We start from the raw sequence: 19,190 nt of genomic DNA, 5'->3' as shown, positions 1-19,190 counted from the left end.
ACAGCGATGAAGGTGATCACCGCACGCGAAGCGGCCGCCCTGGTGCAGGACGGCTGGACCGTGGCCAGCGCGGGCTTTGTCGGCGCCGGCCATGCCGAGGCCGTGACCGAGGCGCTGGAGCAGCGCTTCCTGCACGGCGGGCTGCCGCGCGACCTGACGCTGGTGTATTCCGCGGGACAGGGCGACCGGGGCGCGCGCGGCGTGAACCACTTCGGCAATGCCGGCATGACCGCCAGCATCGTCGGCGGCCACTGGCGCTCGGCGACGCGGCTGGCGGCGCTGGCGATGGCCGAGCAGTGCGAGGGCTACAACCTGCCGCAGGGCGTGCTGACGCACCTGTACCGCGCCATCGCGGGCGGCAAGCCCGGCGTGATGACCAAGATCGGACTGCACACCTTCGTCGACTCGCGCACCGCGCAGGATCCGCGCTACCACGGCGGCGCCGTCAACGAACGCGCGCGCCAGGCGCTGGCCGAGGGCAAGGCGTGCTGGGTCGAGGCAGTCGATTTCCGCGGCGACGAATACCTGTTCTACCCGAGCTTCCGCATCGACTGCGCACTGATCCGCTGCACCGCGGCCGATACGCGCGGCAACCTCAGCACGCACCGCGAGGCCTTCCACCACGAACTGCTGGCGATGGCGCAGGCCGCGCACAACTCGGGCGGCATCGTGATCGCGCAGGTGGAAAGCCTGGTCGACCACCACGAGATCCTGCAGGCCATCCATGTGCCCGGCATCCTGGTCGATTACGTGGTCGTTTGCGACAACCCGGCCAACCACCAGATGACGTTCGCGGAGGCCTACAACCCTGCCTATGTGACGCCGTGGCAGGGCGAGGCGGCAGCGGCCCAGGCCGAGGCGGAGGCGGAGGAGGCAGCGGCGACCACGGGTGCGCTCGACGCGCGCACGATCGTGCAGCGCCGCGCGGTGATGGAGCTGGCGCGGCGCGCACCGCGCGTGGTCAACCTCGGCGTCGGCATGCCGGCGGCGGTCGGCATGCTGGCGCACCAGGCCGGGCTTGGCGGCTTCACCCTGACGGTCGAGGCAGGCCCGATCGGCGGCACGCCCGCTGATGGCCTGAGCTTCGGCGCATCGGCCTATCCGGAGGCCGTGGTCGACCAACCCGCACAGTTCGATTTCTACGAGGGCGGCGGCATCGACCTGGCCATCCTCGGCCTGGCCGAGCTCGATGGCCACGGCAACGTTAATGTCAGCAAGTTCGGCGAAGGCGAGGGCGCGCTGATCGCCGGCGTCGGCGGCTTTATCAACATCACGCAGAGCGCGCGCGCGGTGGTCTTCATGGGCACGCTGACCGCAGGCGGGCTGGAAGTCCGTGCCGGCGACGGCCAACTGCAGATCGTGCGCGAGGGCCGCGTGAAGAAGATCGTGCCCGAGGTCTCGCACCTTAGCTTCAATGGTCCCTACGTGGCGTCGCTGGGCATCCCGGTGCTGTACATCACCGAGCGCGCGGTGTTCGAGATGCGCGCGGGCGATGACGGCGAGGCCCGCCTCACGCTGGTGGAGATCGCGCCGGGCGTGGACCTGCAGCGCGACGTGCTCGACCAGTGCGCCACACCGGTGGCGGTGGCGCCCGACCTGCGCGAGATGGATGCCCGGCTGTTCAAGGCCGGGCCGATTCGGCTGTAAGCTGCTGGGCGCCGGGACGGTGGCCGCCTGCATGCCGCCCGAGCAGCTGGCCGCGCGCACGAAGAGGATGACTAACAGCAAAGTGGGGCAAGGTGATCCAGGACAACGGCATCCGCGGCGACTGAGTCACCTGGATGTCGTCCGGGCAGCGCCGAAGCGGGCGCTGCCTGAGGATCCAGACGAGGGTCAGGCCGGCTGCTGTCCGGGCTGGCCCGGCTGGCCGGGTGGGAGCACCGGCAGCGGCATGGCCGGCTGGCGCGCGGCGGCGGCCAGGCCAAGGAACTGGCTCGATGTGCGCAGGAACTGCTGGCAGGTCTGGCGGAAAAGCTCGAAGTCCATATGGTTCTCGGTTGACTCAGGCTGGCGCGGACCGGCAAATAGCCGCCGCGCCGCCGGCATCATCCGTTGCCGATGTGACAGTTTCTTGAAAATCAGCCGGTAGCGCCGGCTTTGTCGCGCCAGGCGTACGGCCCCGCCGTACTGGTCACTGTGCGGGCAGAGGTGCTAAAATGTAAGTCTTTGATTCTCTTGGCCAAATGCTGCAAGCAGCATGGCCGCGCCGGAACCCCCTCCGGCGCAGGCGAGAGCCAGGGCGAGATGAGTTCCAGACGCGTATCCGTTTGTGCCGGGTTCGCCTCCCGCCAGACAACGATACCCATGACCACTACGACCGCACCAGAACCAATTAACGCCGATCAGGCGGCTGTGCAGACGTTCGAAAGCTTCGGCCTCGACGCACGCATCCTGCGCGCCTTGTCCGACCAGGGCTACACCACGCCCACGCCGATCCAGGCGCAGGCGATTCCCGTGGTGCTGCTCGGCAAGGACGTGATGGGCGCCGCCCAGACCGGCACCGGCAAGACCGCCGGCTTTGCGCTGCCGATCATCCAGCGCCTGCTGCCGCTGGCCAATGGCAGCGCGTCGCCAGCGCGCCACCCGGTGCGCGCGCTGATGCTGACGCCCACGCGCGAACTGGCCGACCAGGTCTACGACAACGTCGCCCGCTACGCCAAGCACACCGACCTGCGCAGCACGGTGGTGTTCGGCGGCGTCGACATGAACCCCCAGACGGATGCCCTGCGCCGCGGCGTTGAGATCCTGGTGGCCACGCCGGGCCGCCTGCTCGACCACGTGCAGCAGAAGTCGGTCAACCTGTCGCAGGTGCAGATGCTGGTGCTGGACGAAGCCGACCGCATGCTCGACATGGGCTTCCTGCCGGACCTGCAGCGCATCATCAACCTGCTGCCGGCGCAGCGCCAGACGCTGCTGTTCTCGGCGACGTTCTCGGCGGAAATCAAGCGACTGGCTGCCAGCTACCTGAAGCAGCCGGTCACCATCGAAGTCGCCCGCAGCAACTCGACCGCCGAGAACGTGCGCCAGATGGTGTACCAGGTCGAAGACGGCCACAAGCAGGCGGCGGTCGTGCACCTGCTCAAGCAGCGTGCGGAGCAGGGGCTGTCACGCCAGTGCATCGTCTTCGTCAACAGCAAGATCGGCTGCTCGCGCCTGGCGCGGCACCTGGAGCGCGAGGGCATCAACGCTGCCGCCATCCACGGCGACAAGACCCAGACCGAGCGCATGCAGACGCTGGACGGCTTCAAAAGCGGCACCATCGACGCGCTGGTCGCCACCGACGTGGCCGCGCGCGGGCTCGATATCCCCGACATGCCGTGCGTGGTCAACTTCGACGTGCCGTACAGCGCCGAAGACTATGTGCACCGCATCGGCCGTACCGGCCGTGCCGGCGCCAGCGGCGACGCGCTGTCGATCTACGTGCCCGGCAATGACGAGCGCCTGCTGTCCGATATCGAGAAGCTGATCAAGCGCAGCATCCCGCGCGGCAAGCTGGAAGGCTTCGACCCGACCGGCGAGCGTGCGCGCCAGGGCGATACCGAGCGCCGCCGCGAGCGTGGCGACGTGCGCCGCACGCGCGGCAACGGCGAGGGCGAAGAGCGCCCGCGCCGCCACGAACACGCCGGCAGCCGCCAAGTGTTCCGCCCTTCGGACGATCCGTTCTTCTCGCGCCCGTACGAGCCCAGCGCCAACAGCGCGCAGATCAAGGCATCCGAAGAAGTCGCCGCCGCGCTGAGCCGTGGCCGCCAGGCGCCCAAGCGGCCGGTGGCCGCGCTGCTGGGCGGCGTGCCGCGCAAGTCGTGATCGAGCGGTAGTTTTGCGATGGCCCGCGGCGCGGGCCATCAGTCCGGTGCGGCGCCCTGGCCGTGCCCCGGCTGCGGCGGTGTCTCCAGTCGCTGGCGCCACCCTTCGGTGGCGCTTGCCAGCCAGTCCTTTACATTCCCCGCGTTGTTGAGCAGCCCCAGGTGGCTGCCTGCCTCGCGCAGCGCGTCCAGCGGCGCGCCGGTGTCGATCGCCAGCGCGCCGCTCTGCTTGCTGAGCTTCTCGCCGATCTCGTTGACCACCACCGGCACGTGCAGATAGGCCGGCGTGGGCAGGCCCAGCAGGTGCTGCAGGTGGATCTGCCGCGGCGTGGAGTCGAGCAGGTCGGCGCCGCGCACGATATGTGTGATGCCCTCCAGGCCGTCGTCCACCACCACCGCCAGTTGATACGCCCATAGCCCGTCCGCGCGGCGCAGCACGAAGTCGCCCAGCTCAGTTTCCAGGTCCTGGCACTGGCGGCCCTGCCAGCGGTCGCTGAAGCAGATGGTGGCGGCCGGGCCGTCCGGCACGCGCACGCGCCAGGCGCGCGGCAGCTTGCCGTTCAGGCCGTGGCGGCAGGTGCCCGGGTAGGCCAGCGTCTGGTGGCGCTCGCGCACGTGCACCAGCGAATCGGCGATCTCCTTGCGCGAGCAGCCGCACGGGTAGAGCTGCCCGGCGGCATCGAGCCGGCGCAGGGCGTCGGCGTAATGCGGTTCGCGCCGGCTCTGCCACGCCGGCGGCTCGTCCGGCGTCATGCCAAGGCGTTCCAGCGTATGCAGGATGTCTTCGTCGGCGCCGCGCACGCAGCGCGGCATGTCGATGTCTTCAATGCGCACCAGCCACTGGCCGCCATGCGCGCGCGCATCGAGCCAGCTGGCCAGCGCCGTGACCAGCGAGCCCATATGCAACGGCCCGGTGGGCGAGGGGGCAAAGCGGCCGCGATAGCCGCCCGTGATGACTGCCATGCGCCTGCCCTCAGCCGGCGAAATCCGGTTGCTGCAGCAGCGCCTGCGCCAGGCGCGGGTCTTCCAGCTTGCTCGCCCACCATTGCAGCGCCTTGCCGCGGTTGCTGGTGCGCCAGGCCACCTTGAAGTGGCCGGGCGCGCGCACTTCCACGGTCTCGCGCGCCTGCAGCACGCCGCTTTCGATATGCGGCTGCGCCATGGGTGCCGGCAGCCAGCCGCAGCCCAGGCCGCGGATCTGCGCTTCCAGCTTGTCACGCATGGTCGGCACCACCAGCACGTCCTGGCCGGCCAGCACGCCGTGGGTGCGCGCCGGCAGGTTGCGCGAGGTATCGCCGACCGCGACGATGCGGTGCCTGGCGATCTGGATGGTGGTGAGCGGGCCGTCCTCGGTCGCCAGCGGATGGTGCGCCGCCACTGCGAACACGAACGGCATCGCCCCCAGCGGCCGGATCTGGAAGCCCTGCGTGCTGGGCGCATCGTAGGCGCCGCCGATCACCAGGTCGGCGCGGTTGCTGACCAGCGCGTCCCACGCGCCGCCCAGCACCTCCTTGGCAAAGCGCAGCCGGGTGGCGGTGTTCTCGGCGTAGAAGTCGTGGATCACCGGCAGCAGCGCGCGAAAGTTGATCAGGTCGTCGACCACGATGGTCAGCGTCGCCTCCCAGCCGGTGGCCAGGCGCTTGACGCGGCGCGCGAGGTCGTCGGCCGCATGCAGCAGGTGGCGGCCCTCATCGAGCAGGGCGCGCCCGGCCGGGGTCAGTTCGGCGCGGTGGCGGCGGCGGTCGAATAGCAGCACGTCCAGGTCTTCTTCCAGCTTGCGCACCACGTAGGTCAGCGCTGAGGGAACCTTGCCCATCTCGTGGGCGGCAGCGGCGAAGCTGCCCTTGCGTTCGATGGCGTCGAGGACTTCGAGGGATTCTAGCGAGAGGGCCATGTTCAGAAATTCTGAATGACTGCTTCTAAGGCGGACCCCGTAAATATACGCCTCAGGCCCTAAACTGCCTAGCATCAACAGCGCAACACATGCCGCGACACGGGATACACAGCTAGTGCTGACGGCGAAACGGGCCAAGGAGGGCCATCAAAATGATTGAAATCAGAAAGTCTGCAGAGCGCGGTTACGCCGACCATGGCTGGCTGAAGTCCTTTCATTCGTTCTCGTTCGCCGACTACTACGATCCGCAGCATGTGCAGTTTGGGCCGCTGCGGGTGATCAACGAGGACCGCGTCGCGCCCGGTATGGGCTTCGGCACGCATGGCCACCGCGACATGGAGATCATCAGCTACGTGCTGGAAGGCGAACTGGCCCACAAGGACAGCATGGGCAATGGCAGCGTGATCCGCCCGGGCGATGTGCAGCGCATGAGCGCAGGCACGGGCGTGCGCCACTCGGAGTACAACCATGCCCAGCACGATACGACGCACTTCCTGCAGATCTGGATCATGCCTGACCAGAACGGCATCGAGCCCGGCTACGAGGAAAAGCACTTCGACGCTGCCGACAAGCGCGGCAAGCTGCGCCTGGTGGCCAGCGCCGACGGCGCCGAGGGTTCGGTGGTGGTGCATCAGGACGTGCGCCTGTACGCCGGCCTGTTCGACGGCGACGAAGCCGCCACGCTGGCGCTCGCACCGGGCCGCCGCGCCTATGTCCACGTGGCGCGTGGCCGCGTGACGATCAACGGCAAGGCGCTCGAAGCCGGTGACGCGGCCAGGCTGGCGTCGGTCGGTGAAGTCGCGCTGTCCGGCGGCGATAACGCCGAGGTGCTGGTGTTCGACCTGCCCTGAGCCGCGCCCGGCAAACGTAGTCGCTGAAGTCCGCAAAAGCTCGCCCGCCCGGCGGGCTTTTTGCATTTTGCGTCGCGCTCCGGGGCCCGGCAGGTACCGCTGTGCTATCTTCTCGCTATGCATTGCGCCTGCACCGGCACATCGCCGGCAGGCCAGCACGGGTCTATTCCCCGGATCACGACAGGGGGGCGTCCCCGTGCCGACGCCCCCTTGGAACACCCAGTACCAAGATGACCTTTGTTTCCATTCTCCTGGCGCTGATCGCAGAGCAGTTCCGCGCCCTGGGCCGCAACAACCCGATCCACGAGATCGTGCGCGCGCTCGGCGAACGTGCCGAACACGCCTTCGACACCGGCCGGCCGCGCGATGCCGCGTTGGCCTGGCTCACCGTGGTGCTGCCGCTGACGCTGGCGGTGATCGTGGTGCACTACCTGCTGGCCTCGATCAGCGTGGCGCTGACGCTCGCCTGGAACGTGCTGGTGCTGTACATGACGCTGGGCTTTCGCCAGTTCAGCCACTACTTCACCGACATCCATGAAGCGCTGAACCGCGACGACCTGCATACCGCGCGCACGCTGCTGCACGAGTGGACCGGGCTCGACACCGTCGAGATGCCGGTCACCGAGATCGTGCGGCATACGCTGGAAGCGGCGATCGTGGCCGTGCACCGGCATGTGTTCGGCGTGTTCTTCTGGTTCCTGGTGCCGATCGGGCCCGGCGGCGTGGTGCTGTACCGTACCGCGGAATACCTGGGCCGCCACTGGAACCTGCCCTCGGCCGAACGCAGTCCCGCCCTTGGCCGCTTCGCGGCGCGCGCCTTCTATGTGCTCGATTGGATTCCCTCGCGGCTGACCGCGATCGGCTTTGCCATCGTCGGCAATTTCGAGGATGCGGTCTATGCCTGGCGCAACCACGCGCGCAAGTGGAACGATGCGGTCAACGGTATCCTGCTTGCCAGCGGCGGCGGGGCGCTCGGCGTCAGGCTGGGCACGCCGCTGGCCGAGGACGACTCCACCGTGGTGCTGCGCGCCAGCGTGGCGGGCCCGGCGGTGGACTATGCCCCCGGCATGGAAGAGGACAACGGCGGTCCCGAGCCGGCCGCGCCCGAATTCGGCACCGAGCCCGGCGTGCGCACGCTGCAGTCGGCCGTCGGCCTGGTGTGGCGCGCGGTGGTGCTGTGGATGCTGCTGCTCGCCATGCTGTCGCTGGCGCTCTGGGTAGGCTGATCCAGGGGTTTGAAGGCGGGCCGGCGCGCTAGTCGCCGCGCGCCGCGCCGCAGCGCCAGCAAGCGCCGAACTGCGCCTCGTGCCATTCGTGGCAATGGCGGCATTGCCAGCTGGGCCCCGGCACCGGGTTGGCGGCGACATTGAGCACCGCCCACGCCTGCGCTTCCATCTCGTCATCGACCAGCCATACCTGCGGCGCGCTTTCCCGGAACGGGATCTCGCCGGTCGCGCCGGCCAGCCAGGTATTGCGCAGTTCGGCGCGGATGCCGGCCGCCCGCAGCACGTTCTGGCAATGGGCCGCATGGACCAGCGAGGTGGCGGACAGTAGCAGTTTCATGGCAGCGCACCGGGAGAGCAGGTGCGCTTACCTTACCACGGCTTCTGCTGGCTGGATTCGTGCAGCAGCTGCGTGTAGAGCTGGTGGCGACGCTCGGAAATCGCGCCGGATTCCACCGCGGCCAGCACCCCGCACCCCGGCTCGTTCACATGGTGGCAGTTGTAGAAGCGGCACTCGGTCAGGCGCGGCCGGAATTCCGGGAAGGCGCGCTCGAGCATGCCCTCGCTCAGGTGGTACAGGCCGAATTCCTGGAAGCCCGGTGAATCGATCAGCGCACCCTGGCGGCCGTCGGCTGTGCCCCAGTCTGCCGGCAGGTGGTAGAGCCGCGTGAAGGTGGTGGTGTGCTTGCCGGAATCGAGCTTGGCCGAGATCTCGCGGGTCTGGGCATCGACGCCGGGGATCAGCAGGTTCAGCAGCGACGACTTGCCCATGCCCGACTGGCCGATCAGGATGCTGGCCAGCCCCGCCAGGCGCGGCTTGAGCGTGGCCAGCGCCTGCGCCGGGTCGGCGCGCACCGACAGCTCCAGCGTGTCGTAGCCCAGCTCGTGGTACAGCGCCAGGCGGCCACGCGCCTCGTCCAGCCGGTCGGGCAGGTCGGTCTTGTTGAGCACGATCAGCGGCCGGATTTCCATCGCCTCGGCCGACACCAGCGCGCGCCCGAGCAGGTCTTCCGAGAAGCCCGGCTCGGTCGCCAGCACGATGATGACCTGGTCGATATTGGCGGCCAGCAGCTTGGACTTGAACTGGTCGGAGCGGTGCAGCAGGTTCTTGCGCGGCGCGACCTTGGTGATCACGCACTGGTCGGCGGCGGCGCGTTCCACGTTGACGTGATCGCCCACCGCGCAGTCGCTTTTCTTGCCGCGCGGGAAGGCATGCATGCGCGTGCCGTCGCCCAGCTCGACCACGTAGTGGCGGCCGTGCGCGGCGATGATCAGCGCGGACTCGTGGCTGGTACCGGCATGGCTGCCGCCGCCGGCGTTGCGGTGACGCGTCGCGCGGCTCATGCGTGCGCCAGCAGGCGGTCGATCCGCTGTGCGGCGGGCGGATGCGAGTAGTAGAAGGCGCTGTAGAGCGGATCGGGCGTCAGCGTCGAGGCATTGTCCTTGTACAGCTTCACCAGCGCCGATACCAGGTGCCCGGCATTGGTCTGGTCCGCGGCAAAGGCGTCGGCCTCGAACTCATGGCGGCGCGACGACTGGCTCGCCAGCGGTCCCAGCAGGAAGGTGAACACCGGCAGCGTCAGGAAGAACAGCACCAGCGCCAGCGCATTGTTGGGCACGCCCAGGTTGGGCACCACGCCCAGCCCGGTGTAGAACCAGCTGCGCGTGGCCAGCCACCCGAGCAGCGCCAGGAACACCAGGCTCAGCGCAAAGGTGACGGCGATGCGCTTGGCCACATGGCGGCGCTTGAAGTGGCCCAGCTCATGCGCCAGCACCGCCTCGATCTCGTCGCCCGACAGGCGCGCCAGCAGCGTATCGAAGAAGACGATGCGCTTGGCCGCGCCAAAGCCGGTGAAGTAGGCGTTGCCGTGGGCGCTGCGCTTGCTGCCGTCCATCACGAACAGGCCCTTGCTGGCAAAGCCGCAGCGCTTCATCAGGGCCTCGATGCGCTCGCGCAGCGATTCGTCGGTGAGCGGCTCGAACTTGTTGAACAGCGGCGCGATGAAGGTCGGAAAGATCACCAGCAGGAACAGGTTGAACGCCATCCACACCAGCCAGGTCCACAGCCACCACAGCGAACCCGCGCGCTCCATCAGCCACAGCACCGCCAGCAGCAGCGGCAGGCCCAGCGCGCACGCCACCAGCAGCATCTTGACCATGTCGGCCAGCCACAGGCCGAAGGTCATCTTGTTGAAGCCGAAGCGCTCTTCGATGCCGAACTGGCCATACAGCGAGAAGGGCAGGTCGACCAGCCCGCCGATCAGCGCCACGCTGGCCACCAGCGCCACGCCGTAGGCATAGCCGGGCCCGAAGATATCGAGCCAGAACTGGTTGAGCCACTGCAGCCCGCCCAGCATGGTGAAGCCGATCAGCACCGCGGCGCCGGCCAGCACTTCCAGCATCGACAGCCGGGTGCGGGCGATGGTGTAGTCGGCGGCCTTCTGGTGCGAGGCCAGCGTGATGGTGTCGGCAAAGCGCGCCGGTACCGCATTGCGGTGCTGGGCCACATGCCGGACCTGGCGGGCGGCCAGCCAGAGCTTGGTCAGCACCATCAGCACCAGCGCGGCGAGGAAGATAATCGTGAACATCGGCAAGAGCCTTGTGGGTTCGGGCGCCCGGCATCGTGCGCGGCGGGCGTCCGTTGGGACCGCGAAACCCGGGGCAGGATTGTCGGCGGTCCGGGATATCCGGGAAGGCCGGCAAACTGTGCGCCAGCGGGCATCCCGGACGGATATGCGAGAATTATAAATTGTTCGCGCCCGGCCCCGCCGCGGCCGCATCCCCGAAATCCCTATCTTCCGCAGTCCCGATGACAACCCACGCCGCCGCCAAATCCGTAAAAAGTGAAAACAACCTGATCTGGCTGGACATGGAAATGACCGGCCTGTCGCCGGACACCGACCGCATCATCGAGGTGGCGATCGTGGTCACCGACTCCGAACTCAATATCCTGGCCGAAGGCCCCGTGCTGGTGATCCACCAGAGCGATGCCGTGCTCGACGGCATGGACAACTGGAACAAGGGCACCCACGGCCGTTCCGGCCTGATCGACAAGGTCAAGGCTTCCACGCTGACCGAAGAGCAGGCCGAGGCCGAGCTGCTGGCCTTCCTCAAGCGCTGGGTGCCGGCCAACAAGTCGCCGATGTGCGGCAACTCGATCTGCCAGGACCGCCGCTTCATGGCGCGCTACATGCCCAAGCTGGAGGCGTTCTTCCACTACCGCAACCTGGACGTGTCCACGCTCAAGGAGCTGTGCAAGCGCTGGGAGCCGGCCATCCACAAGGGCTTCGTCAAGCGCCAGCTGCACACGGCGCTGGCCGACATCCTGGAGTCGGTCGAGGAACTGCGCTACTACCGCACGCACTTTATCCGCCACACGGCGCCCGGCGCAGCGCCCGCGGCTGACGCGACGGCCCCGGCGGCCCCAGACACGCCGGCCGCCGGCACGCCTGCCCAATAACCCGGGCCACCCGCCACCACCCAGAACAACAACTCACCACCAGCGACGGGCCGCACGCATTGCCGGGCCTTGTTGCCGCTGCCGGGCGCCGCGCGGTACCCGGCGCGAGCCCCGTCCCGCCCGCCCATGCTCGAGCGCATCGTCTCCATCATCACCCCGGTCATCCTGATCATCCTGGTCGGGTGGCTGTACGGGCGCAAGGCGCATCCGGACATGGCCGGCATCAACCGCGCCACGCTGGACGTGATTGCGCCGCTGCTGGTGGTGTCGGCTTTCGTCAGCAAGGACTTCGTGCTGGCCGACCAGGTGGAGCTGCTGGGCTGCGCGGTGGCCGTGGTGCTGGGCTCCGGCGTGCTGGCGTGGGGGCTGGCGCGGCTGCTCAAGGTTGATCCGCGCACCTTCGTGCCGCCGATGATGTTCAACAACTGCGGCAACATGGGCCTGCCGCTGTCGGTCTTTGCCTTCGGCCCGGCCGGGCTGGCGCCGGCGGTGGCGCTGTTCGCGGCGTCCAACCTGATGCACTTCACCCTTGGCATGAAGATCGTCAACCGGCATGCGTCGATGGCGCAGATCGCGCGCAATCCGATGGTGCTGGCCACCGTGTCTGGCGTGGGATTGTCGCTGGCGCGGCCGTGGTTCACGCTGCCCGACCCGGTCTACCAGTCGGTCAAGCTGCTGGGCGACGCCACCGTGCCGCTGATGCTGTTCGCGCTGGGCGTGCGCATGAAGGATGTGAGCCTGCGCAACTGGGGCATGGGGCTGGTCGGCGCGGTGGCTTGCCCGCTGACCGGCATCGCGGTGGCGTTGCTGCTGGCGCAGTGGGTGCCGCTGACGGAACTGCAGCGCGGGCTGCTGTTCGTATTTGCCTCGCTGCCGCCGGCGGTGCTGAACTTCCTGGTGGCGGACCACTTCCGGCAGGAGCCGGACCAGGTGGCGTCGATCGTGTTGCTGGGCAATATCGCCGCGGTGGTGTTCGTGCCGGTGGGGTTGTACCTGGGGTTGCGCTGAGGCGCAGGGGAGGGTGCCCGCGCGGCGTGCGTCGGCGGGCCGGGTGGCGGCTGGGTGGAGTCCGGGTGGATTAAGTGGCGGGTTTGGCGCGCACGGCGTTCTTCGGGCGCCAGGCCTTGACGATCGCCTCGTCGGTTTCCATGTACGGGCCGCCGATCAGGTCGATGCAATACGGCACCGCAGCAAAGATCCCTTGCATCACTGCCTTGCCGTCGGCGTCGCGCAGGCCTTCCAGCGTTTCGCGGATCGCGCGCGGCTGGCCCGGCAGGTTGATGATCAGCGCGGCGCGGCTGGCGGTTTCACGGATCACCGCCACCTGGCGCGACAGGATCGCGGTCGGCACGAAATGCAGGCTGACCTGGCGCATCTGCTCGCCAAAGCCCGGCATTTCCTTGGTCGCCACGGCCAGCGTGGCTTCGGGCGTGACGTCGCGTCGCGCCGGGCCGGTGCCGCCGGTGGTCAGCACCAGGTCGCAGCCGGCCACGTCGACCAGGTCGATCAGCGTGCGCGAGATCTGCGCCTGCTCGTCGGGGATCAGCCGCTCCACCGCCTGCCAGGGCGAGGTCAGCGTGCGCCCGAACCACTCGCGCAGCGCCGGGATGCCCTCGTCCTGATAGGTGCCGGCCGAGGCGCGGTCCGAGATGGAAACGAAGCCGACGACCAGTTCGTCGGGATGGTTACGGACAACCGGCTGCGTGGTCTGGGTCATGCCTCGGGCTCCGGGGTCGGGGGTTGGTCCTGCGCGGCGGCCTTGCCATCCTTTTCGTCGAGCGCCGTCTTGATCGCCTGGAACAGCTCGCGGAAATAGCGCGGCGGCTTGCCTTGCTCCTTTTCCTTGCGCGCGTTGCGGATGGTGTTGCGCAGCGCCTGCACGTCGATGCCGGGATGCTCGCCGAGGAAGCGCGTCAGCGCCGCGTCGTCGGCCAGCAGCAGCTCGCGCCAGCGCTCGATCAGGTGCATGCGCGCGGTCTCGGCCTTGCTGGTGCCCTTGAAGCCTTCCAGCGCGCGGCGGATGGCCTCGACCTCGTCGTCGTCCAGGCCGCGCATGACCTTGCCGACGTACTGCATCTGGCGGCGCTTGCCTTCGTGGCTGGTGATGCGGCGTGCCTGGTGAATGGCGTCGGCCAGCGCTTCGGGCATGGGCACGCGCGCCAAACGGTCCTTGGCCAGGCCTTCCAGCTCGGCGCCAAGGTCCTGCAGGGCGGTCATGTCGCGCTTGCGCTGCGACTTGCTTTTCGGTTCGTCGTCTTCCGGTTCCGGCGCAAAGCCTCCAGGAAAGCGCGAGCCGTTCGGATTACGGGAATTTCGCGTCATGCCCGGCATTTTATCTTGCTATGATTGCCGCTTGGACTTTTGATGACACCCGCCCAGCATGGACCCCATGGACCATATCGCAGAACAGACCGCGCACTTCACCTACACCCAGGCCCAGCTCAGCGAGATGGCCGCCGATGTGCTGCGTGTGGCACGCGAACTGGGGGCGACCGATGCCGCCACCGAGATCTCCGAGGGCAGCGGCCTGTCGGTGTCGGTGCGCAAGGGGCAGGTGGAAACCATCGAGCAGAACCGCGACAAGGTGGTCGGCGTCACGGTGATGATCGGCAAGCGCCGCGGCAACGCCAGTACCTCTGACTTCTCGCCGGCGGCACTGCGCGCCACGGCCGAGGCGGCCTACAACATTGCCCGCTTCACCGCCGAGGACGAGTGCGCCGGCCTGGCGGAAGAAGAACTGCTGGAGCGCTCGCCGCAGGACCTGAACCTGTTCCACCCCTGGAACATCGACGCCGAAGCCGCGATCGACATCGCCACCCGCGCCGAGGCCGCGGCCTTCGCGGTGTCGCCGCGCATCCGCAACAGCGACGGTGCCAGCGTGTCGGCCCAGCATTCGCAGTTCGTGCTGGCCACCACGCGCGGTTTCGTCGGCGGCTATCCGTATTCGCGCCACTTTATCTCGTGCGCGCCGATCGCCGGCAGCGGCAGCGGCATGCAGCGCGATGACTGGTACTCGTCCAAGCGCTCGCCAAAAGCGCTGGCGGCGCCGGAAGACATCGGCAAGTACGCCGCCGAACGCGCGCTGGCGCGGCTGCAGGCACGCAAGCTGTCGACGCGCCGCTGCCCGGTGCTGTTCGAGGCGCCGCTGGCCGCGGGCCTGCTGGGGGCCTTCGTGCAGGCGGTGTCGGGCGGCGCGCTGTACCGCAAGTCCACCTTCCTGTGCGATTCGCTGGGCAAGACCGTATTCGCCCCGCACGTGCAGATCCACGAGCAGCCGCATACCCCCGGCGCCATGGGCAGCGCCCCGTTCGACGAGGAAGGCGTGCGCACCCGCGAGCGCGACGTGGTCCTGGACGGCGAGGTGCAGGGCTATTTCCTGTCGACCTACTCCGCGCGCAAGCTCGGCATGCAGACCACCGGCAACGCCGGCGGCTCGCACAACCTGACGCTGTCGAGCTCGCTGACCGAGCCGGGCGACGACTTCCCGGCGATGCTGCGCAAGCTCGGCACCGGCCTGCTGGTGACCGAGTTGATGGGGCAGGGCGTCAACTACGTGACCGGCGACTACTCGCGCGGCGCCTCGGGCTACTGGGTCGAGAACGGCGTGATCCAGTACCCGGTCGAGGAAATCACCATCGCCGGCAATATGGCGGAGATGTTCAAGCAGATCGTCGCCATCGGCGCGGATGCGCTGGTGCGTGGCACCAAGGAAACCGGCTCGATCCTGCTCGAGCAGATGACCATCGCCGGTGCCTGAGCCGACGGCCATCTGCGTGGTTCGCCTTCTCAGGCAAGAAACAGGCGATACGCCGAATTGGCGCTGACCTCCTGGTACGGATAGCCGAGCGTGGCGAGGCGTTCTTCGAACGCAGCGCTTTGCGCCTCGGCCACCTGGATGCCGGCCAGCACCGAGCCGGTATCGCCGCCCTGGTTGCGATAGTGGAACAGGCTGATGTTCCAGTCCGGCGCCAGCGCCGACAGGAACGTCATCAGCGCCCCGGGCCGTTCCGGGAATTCAAAGCGGAACAGGCGTTCGCCACGCGCCAGCGGCGAGCGCCCGCCGATCATATGCCGCACATGCTCCTTCGCCACTTCATCGGCCGTCAGGTCGATGGTCGGGAAGCCATCCTGCTGCAGCGCCTTCACTAGCTGTTCCGACTCTCCCGACGCCCCGAGCTGCATGCCGACAAAGACGTGGGCCGTCTGCGCATCGGCAATCCGGTAGGTGAACTCGCTGATCTGCCGGTCGCCGACCCGGCTGCACAGGCGCCGGAACGCACCGCAAGCCTCCGGCAGCGTCACGCCGAACATGCCTTCGCGCGCATTGCCCAGCTCGGCCCGATCCGCCACGAAGCGCATGCGCTCGAAGTTGATATTGGCGCCGGAGGTGACCGCGACCAGCGTCTTGTCGCGGATGCCGCCCCGCGCTGCATACTGCTTGGCAGCGGCGACGGCCAGCGCGCCGGCGGGTTCGAGCACGCTGCGGGTGTCTTCGAACACATCCTTGATCGCGGCGCATAGCGCATCGGTATCCACGATGATGATCTCGTCCAGGTAGCGGCGGCACAGGCGGAAGGTTTCTTCGCCCACCAGCTTGACCGCGGTGCCGTCCGAAAACAGCCCCACCTCGGCCAGTTCCACCCGCCGGCCGGCGCGGATCGACTGGGCCATCGCGCACGAATCTTCCGTCTGCACGCCGATCACCCGGATCTCGGGGCGTACCGCCTTGACGTAGGTCGCCACGCCCGCGGCCAGGCTGCCCCCGCCGATCGGGACGAAGATCGCATGGATCGGGCCGCGATGGGCGCCGAGGATTTCCGCCGCTACCGTGCCCTGGCCAGCGATGACGTCGGGATCGTCGAAGGCGGGGATAAAGGTCAGCCCTTGCTCGGCTTGCAGCGTCATCGCGTGGCGATAGGCGTCGGTGTAGGAGTCGCCGGCCTGGATCACCTCGACGGTGGGGCCGCCGTGCGCACGCGCCGCGTCGACCTTGACCTGCGGTGCCGTGGTCGGCACCACGATCAGCGCGCGCACACCGAGGCGTGCCGCGGACAGCGCCACGCCCTGGGCATGGTTGCCGGCCGAAGCGGTGATGACGCCGCGCCGCAGCGCTTCGGGGCTGAGGTGCGCCATCTTGTTGTAGGCGCCGCGCAGCTTGAAGGAGAACACCGGCTGGGTGTCCTCGCGCTTGAGGTAGACGCGGTTGCGCAGCCGCGCTGACAGGTGCCTGGCGAAGTCGAGTTCGGTCTCGCGGGCCACGTCGTAGACGCGCGCGGTCAGGATGCGTTTCAGGTAGCCGCTCTGGTCGGCCGCATGGTCGGTGGCGCGGTCGATGCTTTCAGTGGTAGGTTCGGCATTTGCCTGCATGGAAGGGCTCCGGGGTGGTTTTCTTGGTGCCCTGGAGCCGGAAACAAAAAACCCGCCTTCAGGGCGGGTTTTCTGCGAAAAACTGATCTGGACGCGCGCTAACCCACCATTCGAGGAATGGTGCGAATAATCTGCGCGAGGTCGAGGTGACGGCGGTCCATGTGCGTGAGATTGGGCGATGCGGCGGGCTTTGTCAATCCCGGCGTCGCCCGCGACAGGTCGAAATGGTCGAAATTGGCGCTCGGCTCAGGATTCATCCGAAGGCGGCCGCTCGTACGTGACGAAGGCATAGTCGAAACCGTTGGCCTCCGAATGATGCGTCTCGCGCGAGGTCTCGATCCATTGCGTGCGGTCGATCGGCGGGAAAAAGGCGTCGCCCTCCACATCCGCATCGATCTCCGTCACCACCAGCCGGTCCGCGCAGGGCATGGCCTCGGCATAGAGCTGCGCGCCGCCGATCAGGAAGATCTGCTCGACGCCCACGCACAACCGCTGCGCATCTTCCAGCGAGGCAGCGACCTCGGCGCCTTCGATGCGCAGGTCCGGGTTGCGGCTCACGACGATATTGCGCCGGCCCGGCAGCGGCCGCCCGATCGAGTCCCAGGTCTTGCGGCCCATCACCACGGGCGCGCCCATGGTGGTGCGCTTGAAGTGCGCCAGGTCTTCCGGCAGGCGCCACGGCAGCGTGTTGTCGCGGCCGATGGTGTGGTTGCGCGCCTTGGCAACGACCAGTGTCAGCAGCGTCATACGGCCACCGGTGCCTTGATGGCGGCGTGTGACTGGTAGCCCACCAGTTCGAAGTCTTCGTAGCGGTAGTCGAAGATGCTGTCGGGCTTGCGCAGGATCTTCAGCTGTGGCAGCGGCTGGGGCTCGCGCGCCAGCTGGGTCTGCACCTGCTCGAAGTGGTTGTTGTAGATATGGCAGTCGCCGCCGGTCCAGATAAAGTCGCCCACTTCCAGCCCGGCCTGCTGCGCAATCATGTGCGTGAGTAGCGCATAGCTGGCGATATTGAACGGCACGCCCAGGAAGATATCGGCGCTGCGCTGGTAGAGCTGGCACGACAGCTTGCCGTCGGCCACGTAGAACTGGAAGAACGCGTGGCAGGGCGGCAGCTTCATGCGCGGGATGTCGGCCACGTTCCAGGCCGACACGATCAGCCGGCGCGAATCCGGGTTGGCCCGGATCTGCGCCATCAGTTCGGTGATCTGGTCGATATGGCGGCCGTCCGGTGCCGGCCACGAGCGCCACTGCGAGCCGTACACCGGGCCCAGTTCGCCGTTCTCGTCGGCCCATTCGTCCCAGATGCTGACGCCGTTTTCCTGCAGCCAGCGCACATTGGTCGAGCCCTGCAGGAACCACAGCAGTTCCAGGATGATGGACTTCAGGTGCAGCTTCTTGGTGGTCACCACCGGGAAGCCTTCGCGCAGGTCGAAGCGCATCTGGTAGCCGAACACCGAGCGCGTGCCGGTGCCGGTGCGGTCGGCTTTGTCGGTGCCATGCTCGTACACATGGCGCATGAAGTCGAGATACTGTTTCATCGGCGCGGGGCGGGTGGGATGTGACGCGGGCGGTAGACCCGCAAAGCTGGCATTTTAAAGCAAAAGGGCCACCCCTCTGGGTGGCCCTCGGTTGGTCCTTGCCTGGCAGCCGGGACGCCTGCCCCGGCTGCGCCTGGCACCAGCCTTAGTGGCTGCCGGCCGGTTCCTGTTGCACGCGGCGCTTCTGCACCAGGTAGCCGCCACCGAGCACGCCGCCGATGATCAGCACATACAGGCCCCAGTTGACCAACGGGTTGGCCTCGAAGAAGGCCTTGACCAGCGGCTCGTGCACGATCATCTTGACCGCCGTGAAGGCCAGCACGCCAGCGCCGAGGTAGATGATGACCGGGAAGCGGCTCATCAGCTTGAGCACCAGGCTCGAGCCCCACACCACGATGGGGATGCTGATCAGCAGGCCCAGCACCACCAGCAGGAAGCTGCCGTGCGCGGCGCCAGCCACGGCCAGCACGTTGTCCACGCCCATCACCGCGTCGGCGATGATGATGGTCTTCATCGCGCCCCACAGGGTCGAGGCGCCCGAGCCGTGCCCCTCGCCTTCGCCTTCGTCGGAGAGCAGCTTGTAGGCGATCCATACCAGCGCCAGGCCGCCGACCAGCAGCAGGCCAGGAATCTTGAGCAGCCAGACCACGCCGATCGTCATGGCCGAGCGCACCACCACGGCACCGACGGTACCCCAGACAATGGCTTTCTTCTGCAGGTGGGCGGGCAGGTTGCGCGCCGCCAGCGCGATCACGATGGCATTGTCGCCGGCCAGCACCAGGTCAATGACGACGATGGACAGCAGCGCCGTCAGGAACTGCATCGTGAACAGATCGGTAAACCACTCCATGAACTCTCCTCAGGGTACGTATCAGCGCAAGCGCGCGTTGGGTTCGCCTGGATTCACGGAGCACGGGAGGGTGGGGCCGCCTTTGCAAACCATGAAATGCCAGGTTGCAAAGGTCTTGCTCGACCAACGGCGCGGTATGCGCACCGGTTAGTCAGCACAACCGGGGACACCGGTCCCGGAATGACGATTGTGCTAAGGGCATGG

General features: G+C 67.9%; 20 protein-coding genes. 7 read left to right on the top strand and 13 right to left on the bottom strand.

The features are described from left to right. Window positions 1-6: 6 nt before the first annotated feature. Window positions 7-1,647: an acyl CoA:acetate/3-ketoacid CoA transferase gene (locus K307_RS41000; RefSeq protein WP_042886728.1), complete on the top strand. Its 1,641-nt coding sequence runs from the start codon at window positions 7-9 to the stop codon at window positions 1,645-1,647. A gap of 186 nt (window positions 1,648-1,833) precedes the next feature. Here the strand turns inward: K307_RS41000 and K307_RS48720 are convergent, their stop codons facing one another. After that, entirely contained in the window at window positions 1,834-1,986 is a 153-nt protein-coding gene (locus K307_RS48720) for a hypothetical protein (protein WP_196251657.1), read from the bottom strand. A gap of 258 nt (window positions 1,987-2,244) precedes the next feature. Between K307_RS48720 and K307_RS40990 the strand changes: the two genes are divergently transcribed. After that, the gene (locus K307_RS40990; RefSeq protein WP_080745391.1) at window positions 2,245-3,804 is read left to right on the top strand and encodes a DEAD/DEAH box helicase; all 1,560 of its coding nucleotides are present in this window, start codon (window positions 2,245-2,247) and stop codon (window positions 3,802-3,804) included. A gap of 38 nt (window positions 3,805-3,842) precedes the next feature. Here K307_RS40990 and gluQRS read toward each other — a convergent pair whose 3' ends face one another. After that, entirely contained in the window at window positions 3,843-4,766 is a 924-nt protein-coding gene (gene gluQRS, locus K307_RS40985) for a tRNA glutamyl-Q(34) synthetase GluQRS (protein ID WP_042886726.1), read from the bottom strand. A 10-nt stretch (window positions 4,767-4,776) separates the two neighbouring features. Further along, the gene (locus tag K307_RS40980) at window positions 4,777-5,697 is read right to left on the bottom strand and encodes a LysR family transcriptional regulator (protein ID WP_042886725.1); all 921 of its coding nucleotides are present in this window, start codon (window positions 5,695-5,697) and stop codon (window positions 4,777-4,779) included. 152 nt (window positions 5,698-5,849) lie between these two features. On the opposite strand from K307_RS40980, the gene K307_RS40975 reads away from it, so the two are divergent. Beyond that, complete coding sequence (locus K307_RS40975) at window positions 5,850-6,548, top strand: pirin family protein (RefSeq protein WP_042886723.1); 699 nt, start codon at window positions 5,850-5,852, stop codon at window positions 6,546-6,548. Window positions 6,549-6,778: 230 nt separating this feature from the next. Then, window positions 6,779-7,774, top strand: a complete 996-nt coding sequence (locus K307_RS40970) for a CobD/CbiB family protein (protein WP_042886722.1) — start codon at window positions 6,779-6,781, stop codon at window positions 7,772-7,774. Between the two features lie 28 nt (window positions 7,775-7,802). Here the strand turns inward: K307_RS40970 and K307_RS40965 are convergent, their stop codons facing one another. From K307_RS40965 to K307_RS40955, 3 genes are read right to left on the bottom strand one after another with little or no spacing between them, the layout of a single operon-like run. Continuing rightward, window positions 7,803-8,111 (bottom strand): putative signal transducing protein, encoded by a 309-nt coding sequence (locus tag K307_RS40965; RefSeq protein ID WP_042886721.1) that lies wholly within the window; start codon window positions 8,109-8,111, stop codon window positions 7,803-7,805. Between the two features lie 32 nt (window positions 8,112-8,143). Next, window positions 8,144-9,115, bottom strand: a complete 972-nt coding sequence (gene rsgA / locus K307_RS40960; RefSeq protein WP_042886720.1) for a ribosome small subunit-dependent GTPase A — start codon at window positions 9,113-9,115, stop codon at window positions 8,144-8,146. Beyond that, entirely contained in the window at window positions 9,112-10,359 is a 1,248-nt protein-coding gene (locus K307_RS40955) for a M48 family metallopeptidase (RefSeq protein ID WP_042886719.1), read from the bottom strand. Before K307_RS40955 ends, rsgA begins: the two co-directional genes overlap by 4 nt. Before the next feature lie 221 nt (window positions 10,360-10,580). Between K307_RS40955 and orn the strand changes: the two genes are divergently transcribed. Together orn and K307_RS40945 are read left to right on the top strand one after the other, a co-directional pair. Further along, a complete protein-coding gene (gene orn / locus K307_RS40950; RefSeq protein ID WP_042886718.1) occupies window positions 10,581-11,231 on the top strand; it encodes an oligoribonuclease in 651 nt (216 codons plus the stop codon). A gap of 126 nt (window positions 11,232-11,357) precedes the next feature. Continuing rightward, window positions 11,358-12,239 carry an AEC family transporter gene (locus K307_RS40945; RefSeq protein ID WP_042886716.1) on the top strand — a complete coding sequence of 294 codons (882 nt, stop codon included), beginning with the start codon at window positions 11,358-11,360 and terminating at the stop codon, window positions 12,237-12,239. A 70-nt stretch (window positions 12,240-12,309) separates the two neighbouring features. On the opposite strand, the gene mog is transcribed toward K307_RS40945, so the two are convergent. Continuing rightward, window positions 12,310-12,948, bottom strand: a complete 639-nt coding sequence (gene mog, locus K307_RS40940) for a molybdopterin adenylyltransferase (RefSeq protein ID WP_051975406.1) — start codon at window positions 12,946-12,948, stop codon at window positions 12,310-12,312. Then, window positions 12,945-13,553, bottom strand: a complete 609-nt coding sequence (yjgA, locus tag K307_RS40935; protein WP_329955951.1) for a ribosome biogenesis factor YjgA — start codon at window positions 13,551-13,553, stop codon at window positions 12,945-12,947. Before yjgA ends, mog begins: the two co-directional genes overlap by 4 nt. A gap of 67 nt (window positions 13,554-13,620) precedes the next feature. Here yjgA and pmbA point away from each other — a divergent pair, with 67 nt between their 5' ends. Beyond that, window positions 13,621-14,988 carry a metalloprotease PmbA gene (gene pmbA, locus K307_RS40930; protein ID WP_042888077.1) on the top strand — a complete coding sequence of 456 codons (1,368 nt, stop codon included), beginning with the start codon at window positions 13,621-13,623 and terminating at the stop codon, window positions 14,986-14,988. 29 nt (window positions 14,989-15,017) lie between these two features. Here pmbA and ilvA read toward each other — a convergent pair whose 3' ends face one another. From ilvA to K307_RS40910, 5 genes are all read right to left on the bottom strand, one after another. Next, window positions 15,018-16,598, bottom strand: coding sequence for a threonine ammonia-lyase, biosynthetic (gene ilvA, locus K307_RS40925; RefSeq protein ID WP_080745390.1), 1,581 nt, complete (start codon window positions 16,596-16,598; stop codon window positions 15,018-15,020). A 98-nt stretch (window positions 16,599-16,696) separates the two neighbouring features. Next, on the bottom strand, window positions 16,697-16,855 hold the full coding sequence (locus tag K307_RS48715) for a hypothetical protein (protein WP_196251656.1): 159 nt from the start codon (window positions 16,853-16,855) through the stop codon (window positions 16,697-16,699). Next, window positions 16,845-17,345 carry a dihydrofolate reductase gene (locus tag K307_RS40920; protein WP_042886714.1) on the bottom strand — a complete coding sequence of 167 codons (501 nt, stop codon included), beginning with the start codon at window positions 17,343-17,345 and terminating at the stop codon, window positions 16,845-16,847. Before K307_RS40920 ends, K307_RS48715 begins: the two co-directional genes overlap by 11 nt. Beyond that, complete coding sequence (locus K307_RS40915) at window positions 17,342-18,136, bottom strand: thymidylate synthase (RefSeq protein ID WP_042886713.1); 795 nt, start codon at window positions 18,134-18,136, stop codon at window positions 17,342-17,344. Before K307_RS40915 ends, K307_RS40920 begins: the two co-directional genes overlap by 4 nt. Window positions 18,137-18,281: 145 nt before the next feature. Beyond that, window positions 18,282-18,986: a TerC family protein gene (locus K307_RS40910; protein ID WP_042886712.1), complete on the bottom strand. Its 705-nt coding sequence runs from the start codon at window positions 18,984-18,986 to the stop codon at window positions 18,282-18,284. Window positions 18,987-19,190: the final 204 nt, after the last annotated feature.

This window comes from Cupriavidus necator A5-1 (assembly GCF_000744095.1).
Classification (GTDB): domain Bacteria; phylum Pseudomonadota; class Gammaproteobacteria; order Burkholderiales; family Burkholderiaceae; genus Cupriavidus; species Cupriavidus necator_A.
Note: the sequence above shows the minus strand (reverse complement) of the source record. Positions and strands in the feature narration are given on the sequence as shown.

Excerpts from the sequence above, each read along its gene's own strand:
- K307_RS41000 (WP_042886728.1), top strand. The coding sequence starts at position 7 with ATGAAGGTGATCACCGCACGCGAAGCGGCCGCCCTGGTGCAGGACGGC.
- K307_RS48720 (WP_196251657.1), bottom strand. The coding sequence starts at position 1,986 with ATGGACTTCGAGCTTTTCCGCCAGACCTGCCAGCAGTTCCTGCGCACA.
- K307_RS40990 (WP_080745391.1), top strand. The coding sequence starts at position 2,245 with ATGAGTTCCAGACGCGTATCCGTTTGTGCCGGGTTCGCCTCCCGCCAG.
- gluQRS (WP_042886726.1), bottom strand. The coding sequence starts at position 4,766 with ATGGCAGTCATCACGGGCGGCTATCGCGGCCGCTTTGCCCCCTCGCCC.
- K307_RS40980 (WP_042886725.1), bottom strand. The coding sequence starts at position 5,697 with ATGGCCCTCTCGCTAGAATCCCTCGAAGTCCTCGACGCCATCGAACGC.
- K307_RS40975 (WP_042886723.1), top strand. The coding sequence starts at position 5,850 with ATGATTGAAATCAGAAAGTCTGCAGAGCGCGGTTACGCCGACCATGGC.
- K307_RS40970 (WP_042886722.1), top strand. The coding sequence starts at position 6,779 with ATGACCTTTGTTTCCATTCTCCTGGCGCTGATCGCAGAGCAGTTCCGC.
- K307_RS40965 (WP_042886721.1), bottom strand. The coding sequence starts at position 8,111 with ATGAAACTGCTACTGTCCGCCACCTCGCTGGTCCATGCGGCCCATTGC.
- rsgA (WP_042886720.1), bottom strand. The coding sequence starts at position 9,115 with ATGAGCCGCGCGACGCGTCACCGCAACGCCGGCGGCGGCAGCCATGCC.
- K307_RS40955 (WP_042886719.1), bottom strand. The coding sequence starts at position 10,359 with ATGTTCACGATTATCTTCCTCGCCGCGCTGGTGCTGATGGTGCTGACC.
- orn (WP_042886718.1), top strand. The coding sequence starts at position 10,581 with ATGACAACCCACGCCGCCGCCAAATCCGTAAAAAGTGAAAACAACCTG.
- K307_RS40945 (WP_042886716.1), top strand. The coding sequence starts at position 11,358 with ATGCTCGAGCGCATCGTCTCCATCATCACCCCGGTCATCCTGATCATC.
- mog (WP_051975406.1), bottom strand. The coding sequence starts at position 12,948 with ATGACCCAGACCACGCAGCCGGTTGTCCGTAACCATCCCGACGAACTG.
- yjgA (WP_329955951.1), bottom strand. The coding sequence starts at position 13,553 with ATGACGCGAAATTCCCGTAATCCGAACGGCTCGCGCTTTCCTGGAGGC.
- pmbA (WP_042888077.1), top strand. The coding sequence starts at position 13,621 with ATGGACCATATCGCAGAACAGACCGCGCACTTCACCTACACCCAGGCC.
- ilvA (WP_080745390.1), bottom strand. The coding sequence starts at position 16,598 with ATGCAGGCAAATGCCGAACCTACCACTGAAAGCATCGACCGCGCCACC.
- K307_RS48715 (WP_196251656.1), bottom strand. The coding sequence starts at position 16,855 with ATGAATCCTGAGCCGAGCGCCAATTTCGACCATTTCGACCTGTCGCGG.
- K307_RS40920 (WP_042886714.1), bottom strand. The coding sequence starts at position 17,345 with ATGACGCTGCTGACACTGGTCGTTGCCAAGGCGCGCAACCACACCATC.
- K307_RS40915 (WP_042886713.1), bottom strand. The coding sequence starts at position 18,136 with ATGAAACAGTATCTCGACTTCATGCGCCATGTGTACGAGCATGGCACC.
- K307_RS40910 (WP_042886712.1), bottom strand. The coding sequence starts at position 18,986 with ATGGAGTGGTTTACCGATCTGTTCACGATGCAGTTCCTGACGGCGCTG.